Annotated in this window: 16 protein-coding genes; all 16 read right to left on the bottom strand. The window is 27.7% G+C overall.

Annotated elements, in window-relative coordinates:
* Positions 1-233: 233 nt before the first annotated feature.
* On the bottom strand, positions 234-959 hold the full coding sequence (locus M2214_RS06205) for an EcsC family protein (RefSeq protein WP_330651562.1): 726 nt from the start codon (positions 957-959) through the stop codon (positions 234-236).
* A 22-nt stretch (positions 960-981) separates the two neighbouring features.
* Complete coding sequence (locus tag M2214_RS06200) at positions 982-1,479, bottom strand: GNAT family N-acetyltransferase (RefSeq protein ID WP_248483859.1); 498 nt, start codon at positions 1,477-1,479, stop codon at positions 982-984.
* A gap of 46 nt (positions 1,480-1,525) precedes the next feature.
* The gene (locus tag M2214_RS06195) at positions 1,526-2,083 is read right to left on the bottom strand and encodes a cysteine hydrolase family protein (protein WP_248483857.1); all 558 of its coding nucleotides are present in this window, start codon (positions 2,081-2,083) and stop codon (positions 1,526-1,528) included.
* A 201-nt stretch (positions 2,084-2,284) separates the two neighbouring features.
* Positions 2,285-2,629, bottom strand: a complete 345-nt coding sequence (locus tag M2214_RS06190; protein ID WP_248483855.1) for a LapA family protein — start codon at positions 2,627-2,629, stop codon at positions 2,285-2,287.
* Between the two features lie 306 nt (positions 2,630-2,935).
* Positions 2,936-3,082 (bottom strand): TetR/AcrR family transcriptional regulator, encoded by a 147-nt coding sequence (locus M2214_RS06185; protein WP_305879808.1) that lies wholly within the window; start codon positions 3,080-3,082, stop codon positions 2,936-2,938.
* Between the two features lie 92 nt (positions 3,083-3,174).
* Entirely contained in the window at positions 3,175-4,008 is an 834-nt protein-coding gene (locus tag M2214_RS06180; RefSeq protein WP_248483853.1) for a diaminopimelate epimerase, read from the bottom strand.
* A gap of 187 nt (positions 4,009-4,195) precedes the next feature.
* The gene (locus M2214_RS06175; protein WP_248483851.1) at positions 4,196-4,474 is read right to left on the bottom strand and encodes an STAS domain-containing protein; all 279 of its coding nucleotides are present in this window, start codon (positions 4,472-4,474) and stop codon (positions 4,196-4,198) included.
* A gap of 11 nt (positions 4,475-4,485) precedes the next feature.
* Complete coding sequence (locus tag M2214_RS06170; RefSeq protein WP_248483850.1) at positions 4,486-6,480, bottom strand: methyl-accepting chemotaxis protein; 1,995 nt, start codon at positions 6,478-6,480, stop codon at positions 4,486-4,488.
* Positions 6,481-6,517: 37 nt separating this feature from the next.
* Positions 6,518-6,910: an ATP-binding protein gene (locus M2214_RS06165; RefSeq protein WP_248483848.1), complete on the bottom strand. Its 393-nt coding sequence runs from the start codon at positions 6,908-6,910 to the stop codon at positions 6,518-6,520.
* An 18-nt stretch (positions 6,911-6,928) separates the two neighbouring features.
* On the bottom strand, positions 6,929-8,365 hold the full coding sequence (locus M2214_RS06160) for a SpoIIE family protein phosphatase (protein WP_248483846.1): 1,437 nt from the start codon (positions 8,363-8,365) through the stop codon (positions 6,929-6,931).
* 134 nt (positions 8,366-8,499) lie between these two features.
* Positions 8,500-10,404 (bottom strand): SpoIIE family protein phosphatase, encoded by a 1,905-nt coding sequence (locus tag M2214_RS06155; RefSeq protein ID WP_248483844.1) that lies wholly within the window; start codon positions 10,402-10,404, stop codon positions 8,500-8,502.
* 234 nt (positions 10,405-10,638) lie between these two features.
* A complete protein-coding gene (locus tag M2214_RS06150; RefSeq protein WP_248483842.1) occupies positions 10,639-10,827 on the bottom strand; it encodes a hypothetical protein in 189 nt (62 codons plus the stop codon).
* Between the two features lie 30 nt (positions 10,828-10,857).
* Entirely contained in the window at positions 10,858-12,033 is a 1,176-nt protein-coding gene (locus M2214_RS06145; RefSeq protein WP_248483840.1) for a DUF1343 domain-containing protein, read from the bottom strand.
* Between the two features lie 106 nt (positions 12,034-12,139).
* A complete protein-coding gene (locus M2214_RS06140; protein ID WP_248483838.1) occupies positions 12,140-13,933 on the bottom strand; it encodes an aminopeptidase P family protein in 1,794 nt (597 codons plus the stop codon).
* A 32-nt stretch (positions 13,934-13,965) separates the two neighbouring features.
* Positions 13,966-14,742 (bottom strand): ABC transporter permease, encoded by a 777-nt coding sequence (locus tag M2214_RS06135; protein WP_248483837.1) that lies wholly within the window; start codon positions 14,740-14,742, stop codon positions 13,966-13,968.
* Positions 14,717-15,706, bottom strand: a complete 990-nt coding sequence (locus tag M2214_RS06130; RefSeq protein ID WP_248483835.1) for an ABC transporter substrate-binding protein — start codon at positions 15,704-15,706, stop codon at positions 14,717-14,719. The genes M2214_RS06135 and M2214_RS06130 overlap by 26 nt, the downstream gene beginning before the upstream one ends.
* Position 15,707: the final 1 nt, after the last annotated feature.

Here is a 15,707-nt window from a genome sequence, read left to right as displayed (position 1 = left end):
TTCTATGAGTAAAGTTTACTACATTAGTATAGTTTGTTCCGTAACATAAGTTACAAACCAAGAAATTTTAGAATACTTTTTTTAAATTCTAATTTTGAGCCTCTATTTATCATATTTTCTTTATTCTACCTACATAAAAATTAAATCCTTACCTATTGCACCAATAGGTAAGGATTTAGTTTAATGTTTGAACTTATATAATCTTATGTTATATAGTTAATTTATATTCTTTTTTATGAAAATATCCTCATTCTATAAGCTTGAACAGCAGTTTTACTAAGCTTATCTATTAGTTTAGAATTAACATATGCTCCTACAAAAGCTCCAATTCCCGGAACCATCTGTAAAAGCTTTGCTAAATCTATATAATCTCTATACTCTTGTTGAAAAGTTCTCCAATCAAAAGAATCAATATCATCTGGTAAAGAATACATATACTGTTCAAAGTTCTCCATTTCAGCAAATACTTCATTTACTTTACTTTTACTTGAAAAAGTAATGTGGAATATATTTAATATATAAATTCTTTCTTTATAATCATTCACATCAAAACCATATATAGCAGCAATATCATAAAGCAACTTAATTTTAATACTTAAAAGCAAAGGCAAATCAGCAAGACCTAACATTATTCCACCTGCTCCAGTTCCCGCACCTTCTATCAAAGCAGTAGTTTTATATGTCTTCGTTTTTTGAGCAACTAATCTTTCTCTTTGTCGAAGCGATAAATTTGTATATGGCTTTTTAGTAATATATTTCGAACTAAACAAAACTGCTCTAGTCATGTTTTTTATAGCAGAAGTTACAATTTCATGATATTTTTCAGGTAACAACCCATTAAACTTATTTTGAACATGCTTTGACGTTTTTTGAACTAGTGATGGCTTTTTTCTCATTTTTTTCTTCCAGTCATTAAGTTCTTTTATAGCAATTTTATTGTAAAAATCTATTATAATCACCCACCTATATTGTCTTTTGTATTTAACTCAACTTTTTCTTCATAACAACAGCTGGTAAAACCTTTCCCGTCCAATTAAGCTCTATCTGTTCAACTTCAGCAAATCCATTTTTATGCCAAAACTCAATCACCGAATCATCATAACCTGTAACTACATCTATTCTTATACAACTGCTTTTTAGAGATACTATATATTTTTCCAAAGCATTATATGTTAGTCTTCCCAAACCCTTATTTTTATAAGCATTATGTATCATAAGTAAAGATAAATATGTCTGCTCATCTACCTTAAAATCTACTATTCCAACTATTTTTCCCGAATTTATATCCACTATCTTACAACATAAAAATCCCATTTGTTTCATTGAATTTAACTCTTCATTTATCCAATCAGTTGTTACTTCTTCCTTATCCATATGGCTAATCAAAAAGTTTTTATTAGAATTATAAACATCAACAATTTCATTTAAATCTTTATTTGCAACTAACTCTACTCTAAATCTATTCAATTTAAATAACATTTTATCCATCTCCAATACATACTATTTTTTAATACTTCGCATCCTATTACTTCGAAAGCAATTTCTTTATATCTTCATTATTCAGTATTAATTGCTCTTGTTCATGTTCAATAACGTCAAACATAACTTCTTCTTGATTCTTTATATGACTAAAGGAAGCATCTTTTGCAACTATCACATTGAAATCTCTTTCATATGCATCAACTGCTGTTCTTCCTACACATCCATGAGTAAAAACTCCGCATAAAATCAAAGTATCTATATTATTTTCTCTTAATTTATCTTCAAAGTTGGTTCTTATAAAAGCACTTTGTCTTGTCTTTATAATAACTTCTTGTGATTTATCAAATTTTATTTCTGATAATAACTCTGCTTCCTTACTTCCTTCTATTAATGCAGCAAAATTATATTTCTTCATAACAATATTCCAAGTTGATCTATCATCTTTATGTACAGTTAAAACCTGATATATTGGAATATTTTTATCTTTAGCACAATCTATAAGTTCATTTATCGCTGAAATAAGTTCTCTTAATTTTATTCTTCTTTCCTCACTTCTAAAGAAATACTGTTGCATATCAATAATGACTAATGCTAGCCTCAATCCAATCCCCCCTGGTTTATACCTAAATTTTTTCACATAATTATACAATATTTTTTTTGATTTCTATTCATATAGATTTGTTATATTAACATTTTAACTTAAAAGTAGCAAATTAAAAATATAAAAAGACAACTCTCATGTTATTCAATTCGAGAGTTGTCTTTTTACTCAATATTAAAATTTCAGCCTTATTTAATGTCCTTATTCATTAATATCTACTTTATTATCCTCTAAACCATCAATTTTCTTTTCATCTGAATTATTTTTGAATTCTTCAATTTTATTCTGACATAATTTATTTTCTTCTTCTAAATTTTTAATTTTCTTTAACTGTTCTTTTATTTTAAGCTTTAATTTAATCTGTTTTATAAATCCTAGCAACATAACAATTATTGCCCCTAAAGCTGCAGAAATTAAAATTATAAGTGCTTGAGAAATATTAAATTCAGCAAATAAAAAACTTATGGCTACACTACTAGAATTTTGTATCGCAAATAACGCTACCAAAATTGCAGATATTAAAGAAATGATAAATCCAAATTGCATAAACACCCTCCTTATTTATGAAAAATTTCATTCCAAGTCTTAATTATTTCTAATAATAGGATATAACTAAGGTTTATAAGTTTTTAATATTGGATAAATAAATACTCCATTTATTTCAAACTCATTTACATGTTTTAGAATTACCCGTCCGAATTATATTTAAAACAAATTATAGTAAAAATTTTTCCAATCTTGTCCATATAATTAATTTAATTATATATTAAACTTTCTATAAATAACAGTAATACTTTCAGTTAAATTAGTATACACATAAAAAAACTCACCAAAATGATGAGTTTCTTAATATTAACTGATCTTACTTTTGAAGTAATGATAAAAACTTCCCTTTGGTACTTCTGCTTTATTTAATATTGTTGATAAACCTGCACTGCTATATCCATATTGATGAAATAAATCAGCAGATATTTTTATTATCTTTTCACGCTTATCCATAATTCCTCCTGTATTAGACCGGTCGTCCATAGATATATGATTTTTTTATTTCAAAGTCAATATTTGGATAAACATAATAATTTTCAAGAGGATCATATATATGCAATTCCTTCCGCTACAATATTTACAACACCTTTAAGATAGATACTATTTATTTTATTTTCATTCCAGTCTGTGAATATTTCAAGTTGTCCACCAGGCTGTTTTACTACCATATCTATACTTTTTTTGAGTCGATGAGAAAATACTATACCTAAAGCTGCAGTCCCTGAACCGCATCCTCTTTCCCAAATAAGACTTTCTGTTAACTTAACATATACTAAAGGTTCCATGTATGAATTTTCTTCATTAAAAAACATTATTCCAAGTGCATCATAATTTAAATCATTAAATTTTTCTTTTATTATTTCAAAAAAGTCCTCTTTTTCATCTATTCCTTGACTATTAACAATCAAATGAACTATGCCTGGAAACTCTACTAATGTTCCTTTATGAACAGTATCCTTATATTCTATGGAAATATCTTTTATAGATTTGTGTAAAGGCATTTTTGCAGTTGAAATAAAGCTATTTATATCATTATGTTCTACTTCGCAATTTATGATTTCATTAGTACCAGAAACCTCTAAAGGTACAATAAATTTACTTTCTTCCCTTTGGATTTTACAGTGCTTTCTTTGAACTAAAATAGCTGCCAATGCTCTAGCCGCATTTCCACAAAATTCACCACCCATCATATGAACTCTTACACAAGCTTCACTATCTTCTGAAGAAATATTTTCTAAAAACCCTACCTGTTCTGCATAAACATTACTATAATCCATTATTTTTGTTGCTATATCCATATACATGGAGCGAGGTATTTGATCTAGAACAAACACAGTCATATTTTCTGTTGGATTTACCTTAATAAAATTTAACTTCATACTTTTCCTCCTTTTACATATTTTTGTACTAAAGGTTTTAATTTATGATTATAGTAAATGCAAATACTAATAAAAGTATGATACTTTTTATTCAAATTATTATATTTAATTATAGATATGATTTCCTTATCATTATAAAAAAGACTTAACGAGTAATATTTAACTCATTAAGTCTTTTAAATTGATATTATTTAATTTCAAATACCTTATCTAGTCTTGTTAATTCAAAAATCCTCATAACCTTTGGATTTACTGAATTAAGTGTTAAACTTCCATTTAGCTCAACGCACTTTTTATATATTCCTACTAATACTCCAAGTCCTGTACTATCAATAAATGTACAACTGTTAAAGTTAAGTACAAAGTTCTTATTACCTTCAGTTATTAAATTATTCATATTTTGTCTAAATTCTGCTGCTTCATCTACTGCAAAATTTTCAGGTATTGATATTCTTACCTCATTCATTTATATTCACCTCAAATCTTAAATTTTTCTACTAGACTATTTAAGCTAACCGCCATTGCGCTAGTTTCTTCTGAACTAGCAGCTAAATTTTGAGTTATAGCCGACTGCTCCTGAGCTGCCGCTGCAACTTGTTCACTGCTTTCTGATGTAGCCTCAGTAGTAGTTGCTACAGAGTCAATAAGCTGTATTATTTGATCGGAACTTGCAACTTCATCCTTTGTAACATCTACAACTTGATCAACATCATTACTTATTTGCTCTACTGCATCTATAATATTTATAAATGATTTATCTGTTTCTTTTGCTACAGCCACTCCATTTTCTACTACATGTTTAGCAATATTCATTGAACTAACTGCTTTTTCTATTTGAATTACCATTTCATTTACCAGTGAAGATATTTCATTTGATTCAATATTTGTTTGTTCTGCAAGCTTACGAACTTCATCAGCTACTACACTGAATCCTTTCCCATGTTCTCCAGCTCTCGCTGCTTCTATAGAAGCATTTAACGCCAATAAATTTGTTTGACTTGAAATATTATTAATAGTGCTAATAATTCCACTAACTTTTTTAGAAAGATTATCTAAAACTTTAAGCATATCTTGTGTTTCATTTGATACTTTACTAATATTTTCAATTGCTTCAACTGTTTCTTCAACTTTTATTCTTCCTTGTTTAGCTGCATTCATAGTATTATCAGAATTTTCTTTAGCTGTAAGCACTTTATTCTTTGCTATTTGAATTAAACTTGAAAGTTGAACTAAAACCTCAGATGTTTCAATTATTGATTTATTTTGGTTTTGTGCATTATATGCAACACGTTGTATATTATCAGTTACATGTTCCGTTGATGCACTTATTTCTTCTGCTGATGCTGCTAACTCCTCTGATGATGCTGTTAACTCTTCTGATCCACTTCTAACATGTTTTATTATATTTAATTGATGACCAATCATATCATTAAAATATTCTCCTAATACCTGTATTTCATCATTTGTATTTATATTCGCTCTAACTGTTAAATCTCCTTCTCCTGCTTTAATCATTAGTTCTTCTAATTTTTTAATAGGATTAATAATGTTTTTAGTTGTTATAAAATAAGCTAAAGATATTGCAATTACCAGAGATAATATAATTGTTATTATTGTAATTTTTCTAATAGATAATGCTGAAGCCATATATTCTTTATAATCAGCTGTTACTGCTAAAATCCAACCATTTACAGGAACAAACTTTGTAAATTTATATACCCCTTCGTATGTATAATATCCTTCACCTGATTTGCCAGATTTCATTTTATCTACTAAAGCTTTTAATTCTTTATTATCTGTACTACCTATATTTTCATTAAATATCTTTTCTTCTTTAGGATGAGATATAAAAGTTCCATTTTTGTCAAGCATGTAAGCATATCCATTTTCGCCTACTTTTACTTTTGATACACGACTTGAAATATTATCAAAATTAATGCTTGCACATATTGTACCTACAACTTTACTATCAATTACTAAAGGATAAGCAATAGCTATTATAGGTTTATTATTATCTTTAGATAGTATAACATCACTTTGAGAGAAAGATCCATTTAATGCCTTTTGAATATATTCTCTATTACTTAAATCAACATCAGATTTTTCTTTTCTGCTACTCATAATTTCCTTACCAAATTCATCTGTAATATATAAAGACTCTATTCTATCTTTGTTTTCTTCTTTTAATTTTAATAAATATGTATATACCTCATGATTATTTTCATTATATCCAGCTGCAGTCCTAGCTATATCTAGATCATAGGTCAAAACTTGAACATACTTACTTACAGAATCTATACTCTGTTCTATAAACTCTGCTGTTTGTTCAGTAAGTTTTCTTAGATCTTCTTCAGTTACACTCTGCATTGAACGCGAAGTCATAAAACTAGAAGTAACCCCCAAAATAAGAAGTGGAATTAATATAAATATAAAAAACATAGAAATTAATTTAGTTTTTAAACTTGTTTTCATTATTATCCTCCATTTACTAATTAGTATCATTTTTTAGTTATATAACACTTAAATATTTTTGTATAACTAATCTATTACCTTTAAATTCAATTTTATCTGCAATACAATTTATAAGAAATAAGCCTCTTCCACAATCACTCAATAAGTTTTCATATGATAATTCATTTGGAATGCTTAAGCTTTTGAAGTCATTCCCACAGTCCTCTATTTCAAATTGTATATTTATATCATTGCAAATATATCTTAAATATATAGGTTTATCATTATCACTATTATTTCCGTGCTTAAAAGCATTTGTTAAAGCTTCTGTAAGTAGTAATTTAATGTCAAAACAATCATTTAAAATATCTAGGTCATTAATAACATTATCAATAACCTGTTTATAATTATCTAATCCATATAAAATGAATTCATTTTGTTTTATTCTCACACTAAATCTCACCTCACTCTATTTTATTTCTAATGCAAGTAATGTACAATCATCTTTTATTCCATCTACATCAGTTAACATATTTTTCAAATCACTTTCAATTCGCTTCTTTAATTCAGTTATTGTACTACTTTTAAAATATCGCTCTTTTATTTCATCATTATCAAATATAAAGTCCAAACCATCTGTAAAAAAATAAAATTTATTACCTGATTTAAAATTAATTATCTTTTCATCAAATTCACTATCTTCAAACATACCTAGAAATGGACCTCTAACAATTCTGTTTTTAATATTACATTTATCATCATGATATATAAATTGATTAATTCCAGCACCTACTATCTTCGCTTCCTTCTTTTTAAAATCAAAACTAAAACAGCATACTGCTATGTACCTTTCACCTAAATACTTAGCTACCTTTTTATTTAAACTCTTTACTATTTTAGAAGGATCATCATTAATCAATACTTCTTCATTAAACAACACATTAAATGCAGATATGTTAAGAGCAGCTGTAACTCCTTTGCCACTTACATCTCCAATTATTCCAACAATTAAATCTTCATTTACTTTGTGGGTATAAAAAAAATCTCCACTAACTGTTTTTGATGGTATATAAAGAGTCTCCATATGTGCTTTATCCATAAGAGGAAATGGCTTTTTTAAAAGCTCCTTTTGTATCTTGGCAGCAGAATTTAATTCTCTTTTTCTTTCTGTAATATCTCTAATAATAGAAAGAATAGCTGGTTTACCTTTATATACTAAATAGCTCGAACATATTTCTACATCTATTTTTTTATTATCGCTAAGAACAATTTTATAATCAAATGTAGTCTTTTTTATTTTATTTTTTAATATTTGATTCATTCTTGTATACATAGTTTTTGCAAAATCAGGAGAATATTTATATATACTTTTTCCAATAAGATTATTATGGTATTTCAAAGCCTCTTTATTTGCTAAAACAAGCTCTCCATCTACCGTAATAATTATAGCATCTGGAGATATATCAACAATTTGTCTATATCTTTCTTCACTTTCTTTAAGTATATTCTCAAGACTTTTTTCCTCGGTAACATCCCTTAATTGTTCAACAATAAATATCACTTTTCCTGAATTATCTAATACAGGATTGTATCTATATTCTATGTATTTATTGATTTCTGGAATATATTTTTCTCCCTGTGTTATTCGCTTAGTTTTAATTGCTTCTTCACAAAGACAATTAGTACATTTTTTATTTCTATTACGCATCACATAACATTTTTTACCCTTAACTTCTTTATAACTTTTTTTAAAGAAATCACACCCCGCTTCATTATAAAACAAAATTGTATTATCAGGCTTATATACACCTATAATATCTTCGATTCCATTTAATACTCTTTCTAAATTCAAATCATTTTCAGCTATAATATCTCTAATACCATTTAACACTCTTTCTAAATTCAAACTATGCTCATCTCCTATATAAATTAAACAGTTTATGTCTTATCTTTTCTAAAAAATACCATCATTTTGTATTATAGCATAATTCTTCATATTTTTTTATAATTCGCGTGAATAATCAAAAAAATATGCAGTATTCACTTTATTTCAATTTCAATTAAAGTACAATCATCTACTATAAACCTATTATCAGCTTGTATAGATTCTAAGTTATCCTTTAAAAAGTTTATTCGGTCACTACTATTAACCATTTCAATTAAATCTTTGTTTATTTTTTCATTGTCTACTATAAAATCCAAACCATCTGTGAAAAAATAAAATTTATCACCTGACTTAAACTGAATTATATCTTGATCAAATTTACTGTCTTCAAACATTCCTAAAAATGGACCTTTAACTATTTTTTGTTGACAATATTCTTTATCTGAAGCATACATAAATTGACTTATCCCCGCTCCAGCTATATTTGCTATATTATTTTTAAAGTCCAAACTAAAGCAACAAGCTGCAATATATGTTTGTTCAAAAAATTCATCTACTCTTTTGTTTAAATCATTTAGTATATCAATAGGATTTTGATTATCTAATATAGCTTCGTGAAATAAAACATTAAAAGCGGATGTACTAAGTGCTGCACTAACACCTTTTCCACTTACATCACACATTACCCCTACAACAAAATCATCATCTATAACTTCTATATGATAAAAATCACCACTAACTGTTTTCGCTGGAACATATAGTACACCCATATTAGCTTTATTATAGAGTGGAAATTCTTTTTGTAAATATCTCATCTGAACTCTAGCAGCTTTATGAACACCTGTTTCTTTTAATATTTTTCTCATATTAAATACTTCTTTTGCCATTACACCTATTTCATCTTTATTTTCAATTAAATTGTTTAAACAAGTATCATCATCAAAATTAAAATTAGATGTGTTTTTAATTAAATATGTTATTTTTAAAATAGGTTTTGAAATTGTTTTTCCTATATATAACGCTATCAAAATAACCATACAAATTGATAAAAATACTATTATGATAGTCAAAATTATTTGTATATTCATTGATGAATAAACTTCACTCGTTGGTACTACAAAGGCTAAAATCCAATTATTATTCAAATAAGAATAACCTAATATTTCACCTTTTTTATTTCGTTTATATTCTATAACACCTGAATCTTCTTTGTTTATTTCTTCTGATAAAAATTTCATTTTCCCTTTATGTACTAATTTCAAGTTATCATTTATATCAAAATTAGAATGAATTAAAAAATTATGATTTTCATTCATCAAAAAAGCATATCCACTATCGTATATTTTTATGTTTTTGATAGTATTTCTCATTTGATTTGTATTAATATCTATACCTACAACCCCAAGTAAAATATTGTCTTTAAATATTGCTTTTGTATAGGAAATTATATTTATTCCTAAATCAGTTTCATCATAAGGCTCGATCCATATACCTTTTTTCTTCTTTATAGGATCATAGTACCAATTCATTTCTTTGTTTTCAGGGTAAAACCATTCTATATATGGGTCATTTGGATCTGAATCTGAATCTAATTTTTCTAAAACTCCATTTCCTTCTTTATCAGCATACCAAATCTCATGTACATCTTCTGTAAGTTCTGGATTAAAAGTAAAATAAATCGCTTCTATTCCACTCTTTATATTTATCCCTTCATCTTTATTTGAAATCTGTGCAACTTTTTTTATTATCAAGTTCATATTTTGTTCATATTCGTTTATATAATAATCATGCTTTTTATTAAATTCATCCATGTCAAACGTTGCACTAATATACTGGCTAATTATATCTACAGAGTTTTCAATCGATTTCAGATCACTATTAAAATCATTAGAATGACTTTGTGAAAGTAATGTTAATTTTTCATAAATTTCTCTTTTGGTGAATTTATAATTAATGAATACACTTATGCTACTTATCAATAATGCAGTAATTAAAGAACACAAAATCATAGCAAATGTTATTTTCACTCTGACTTTACTAGTAAATTTTATTTTTTTCATATATGATCACCTATCTATGTGTCAATTATATATATTTCTACCTTAATTTAGCTATTTATCTATATTTATATAAATTTCGACATTTTAAAAATAAATCCTTTTTCAATACGCAACATGTGCTTTTATAGATATACAATTTTTATTTTTTAACAATCAAACCATTTCATACATAATAGAAATAAAATCCTTACCTATTTATTAGATAGGCAAAGATTTTATTTTTCAATATAGTCTTTAATTTAACTTATCCTTAATATTTTTTAAATCCTCTTCAATCGCACTCATTCTTTGTGACATACTTTTAATTTTTTTAGGCAGTCTAAAAATAAAGTAAAAAATCAAAAACAAAATACCAATTAAAAATATTGTGTTTATAAGTTGAAATATGAAATCAATATCAACACTAACAAATGATTCATTCATTTTTTTGTCCCCCTGTATAATGAATTTATTCTAATAAATTAAATATTTCTCTCTTTCCACCTTAAACATATTCAAATCCTCTTGATAAGAATTAACTATCTTCTCAGGAGTATATCCTAATTCAAGCATCTCACCGTATCTTGAAGTTCCCATTATTTTTTCAAACATAATTATGTACTTACCGCTCTTTGGAACTTTAAAATTCGTTAGATCATGTGCATATGTTAAAGCATATGTACCAACCTTACAAGGGTTAAATTTACGATAATCCGTTACATTTAGTCTTACTCCACCCTTGTCCCCTTTATTCTCAGGTATAAACTCTATGCCTTCAAGGTTTGAATTATTTAAGAGTTCAGCAAACTTATTACTATCTATCCCTTTTCCACCTATCCAAGTAAACTTATCTCCTTGACCTATTCCTGTTCCTTCACCAATACCAGTTGCCATATATCCAAAAGCAGATTCTATAGTAGGTATATTAGGAGAAGTCATAACCCATGGCAAATTAGTATCCTGATATATCATATCTCTACTGTAATTTAGCATAGGTATAACAGTTAAATTAGCTCCAATATTTCTATTAAAAAACTTAGCTAGTTCTCCAGCAGTCATTCCATGTGACATAGGAAGATTATCTATTCCAACAAATGATTTATACTTATCCTCAAGAACAAACCCTTCAACCTTATTAGCCCCTATAGGATTTGGTCTATCAAGAACTATTATTTGTTTGTTGTACTTTTGAGCTGCTATCATGCAGTAATTCAAAGTAGAAATATATGTATAGGTTCTAGATCCTATATCTTGTATATCAAAAACTAAAACATCTACACCTTTAAGCATGTCCTCACTTGGCATTCTAGTTTTCCCATACAAACTGTATACAGGAATATTCATATTCGGATCTGTATATGATTTTACATATTTACCAGCTGGAGTTAATCCATCTAGTCCATGCTCCGGAGTATAAATTCCTACTAGATTAGTATTTTCATAATTATAGAGCTTCTCATAAGTTTTTTGACCAAGACTATCAACCCCAGTTTGATTAGTTATAACCCCTATATTTTTTGAATCTATTAACTGACTGTATTCACTTGTTAACCTTTCATTCCCTAAAACAACCTTATTATCTTTTGGTTGCTCTACCGGATTTGAGAAAGCCATAGATAGTGAAATTAAAAAAGCAAAAAAAGTCTTCATAATCCCCCCCAATTTTATATTCATTTAAAGTTTATCATGATTTAACCTTATTTGTAAGACATTAAAATACCCCGTACAACAATTTTGTACAGGGTATTTTAATATATTACACACTCTTGGTATATTCTCTTAACCATTTTCTTTCGTCATCATCTAAATAATCCGATAAAGTGTTGTACACTAATTCGTGATATTTATTTAAATAATCTCTCTCACTTTTATTTAACTGTTCTACATCTATAGCATCTAAATCTATAGGTGCAAATGTAGCTACTTCAAACTCCATAAATTGTCCAGACTCATTCTTCTCTGCCTTTTTAACTATAAGCTCATTTTCTATCCTAATTCCATGTGAGCCTTCTATGTATATACCAGGTTCATTAGTTGTCAACATTCCTTCTTCAAGTACTGCACTGTCAAATATATGAGGAGCTATATACCATCTAAATCCATTAGGAGACTCATGTATATTCAGTAAATATCCTACTCCATGTCCTGTTCCACATTTATAATCTATGCCTAAATTCCATATAGGAGTTCTAGCTAATATATCTAGATTATATCCCCTAACACCATATAAAAACTTTGCCATAGATAAATTTATCATACCTCTTAAAACAGCAGTAAAATGTGTTTTTAATTCATCACTTAAATCACCTAACGCTATAGTCCTAGTTATATCTGTAGTTCCATCAATATAATGTCCACCTGAATCTATCAAGAACAAATGCTCTTTTTGAAGTTTATAATCCGTATCCTTTGTAGCACTATAGTGCATCATAGCTGCATGTTCTTTATAACCTGCTATAGTACTAAAGCTTGGCTGTATAAATCCATCCTGCTGTCTTCTTAATTCTTCTATTTTCTCAGTTGCACTCATTTCTGTTATATCTATTTTCCCAATATTATTTTTCAGCCAATACATAAATTTTGTAAAAGCTACTCCATCTTTAATGTGGCTATTTTTGATATTCTTTAATTCTATATCATTTTTTTTAGCTTTAAAGAACATGATTGGGTTGAAATCATTTATAATTTTTATACCTTTAGGTATGCTATTTAAAATTGCATAATTAATATTTGCTTTATCTAGTAATACACGTTCATTCTCATCTATATTCTTTATGAACTCATAAACAGCATTATATGGTAATATATTTATATTTACATCATTTAACTCTTTTAATATCTCATCATTTAATTTATTCTCATCAACAAATAAAAACGCTTCATCCAATCTAACTATACAATAAGAAAGTACTACGGGATTGTACTTTACATCATCGCCTCTTATATTCAATAGCCACGCTATATCCTCTAATGTAGCTATAATGTGAGTAGTTACATCCTTTTGTTTCATATTTTCTCTTAATCTAGATAATTTAGAACTACTGCTCTCTCCTGCATACTTCATATCTAGTAAAAATGCCTTTTTATCTGATAATTTTGGTCTATCATCCCATACCTTATCAATCAAATCATATTCATAAGATATTTTAATATTTTTATCACTTAACTTCTCTTTTAATCCATCCCCTACTTTGGCAGACACTACTTTTCCATCAAATCCCAACGTAGATTCTTTTTTCATAGATTCATATAAATAATCTTCTACATTAGGGACACCTTCTTCACCCATTTTGAATAATTTTATTTTACTTCCTTCTAATTGATTAGCAGCTTGTATGAAATATCTTCCATCAGTCCAAAGACCTGCTTCATCTTGAGTTACTACTACAGTTCCAGCTGAACCTGTAAATCCAGAAATAAATTCCCTGCACTTAAAATAATCTCCTACGTACTCACTTTGATGGCTATCATCTGATGGTACTATGTAAGCATCAATATTATGCTCCTTCATTAATTTTCTAAGTTTATTTACTCTATCTACTATATTCATAGTGAGTCCCCCTTTCCCTTCAAACTTACCATTTAATGAGAATTTTTGCAACAGTCTATTTTATGTTTTATGTTATAGCTCTTAAATACTCTTATTACTAAATCAAAACCTCCAGCAATAATTATACTAACTAGAGCCCATGCAAATACTCCAGCGGTATTTAAGTTCGCTTTTTCCATTTGGAAATTCGTTCCAATAGAAACATTGGGTTGACTCAAAACCTCAGCTGCTATTATCACCTTTAAATTAAGACCTATAGTAGCTGATGCAACAGATGTTAAAGAAGATTTTATAGATGGTATATATATATCCTTCATAACAGTTAACTGACTTAATTTATAAACCCTAGCCATCTCTATAAGCTTTATATCAACACTTTCAATTCCTTGTATAACATTAGAATATATAATAGGAAATATGATTAAAAATCCCACTAAGATAGGTGCCCACTGTGCCTTTAACCATATTATAGAAAGAAGTATGATCGCCATTGTTGGTGTTGCTTTTTGAATAATTATTACAGGTCTTAACAAATAATATACAGGTTTAAAAAATCCAGATGAAAACCCTAGAATTAATGCTGATATAAATGATATTGAAAACCCAATTATTACCCTAGTCAAAGTAGCCAGTACTGTAATTGTAAAATTTTTAGACTTAATTATTTTTATAAATTCCATAACAGTACTTTCAGGTGACGGTATCATTATGGGATTGTCTACCCATATAGAAAGAAATTTCCATAGCACTATAATAGATACTATGGAAATCATCGTATACAATCTATTTTGTGTAATAGAAATCTTCATCTACAAGTTTACCTCCGACAAGCTTAGAATTGTATTCAAACAACACATTTAAATAATTATCTATAGCCTCTTTTGCATCATTGGCACTCACATAATCTATATTACATCTTTGAATTGATTTTTCTACTATCACCTTATTAAGACCCATATCTAATTCTTCATAATACTTTCCTGCTTCACTAGGATTTTGATTAATCCAATTTATAGATTTTTCATACTCACTTAAAAAATTTTTAACAACCTCTGAATGATTGTTTATTAATTCTTCACTAACTATTAAAGACGCTTGAGGATAGCTTGTATTTAACTTAGCGGCTTTTTCCCACTTTTCTTGTAAGTCCATAACAACCTTACTATCAGTTCTTTTCACCAAAACCTTAGTAAGCATAGGCTCAGGCATTAATGATAAATTACTTTTTCCTGATATAAAGTTTGTAGCAAGTTCAGAAGCCCCTCCAAAATAATTTAATTTCAAATCTTTATCCGGATCTATATTATTTTGAGTAAGTAAATATCTAAATATAGCATCTGGAGTTAATCCTCTTCCTATCATATCTATCTCTTTTCCCTTAAGGTCTTCCCAATTAGATATTTCTTCATTTCCAACTAAATAAAAAGTTCCCCACACAGTAGATGCAGCTATCTTATAACCAGAATTTTTATTATATAAATTGGCTGCTAAATTGGTTGGTACTATAAATATATCCCCTTCCTTAGACAATATCTTCGAAGATAAAAGATCAGTTGATTTTACGCTTTCATAACTGACACTTACATTATCACCTATTGATGGATTTTCCTTAAACATTTTAATCATACTAAGAGTAGGTGTTCCAGCAGGTGTAACAACCTTAATATCTAAAGGTTCGTTTTCTTTTTTTGCCTTTTCATCAGTGCTTGTACAACCTACAGTTAATACTAAAGCCATGATTAAACTCAGCATTAAACTCAGTGTTTTTTTCATA

It is taken from the genome of Tepidibacter aestuarii, from assembly GCF_934924865.1.
In the GTDB taxonomy this organism is placed as follows: Bacteria; Bacillota; Clostridia; order Peptostreptococcales; family Peptostreptococcaceae; genus Tepidibacter_A; species Tepidibacter_A aestuarii.
This window is presented reverse-complemented; position numbering and strand designations above follow the sequence as displayed.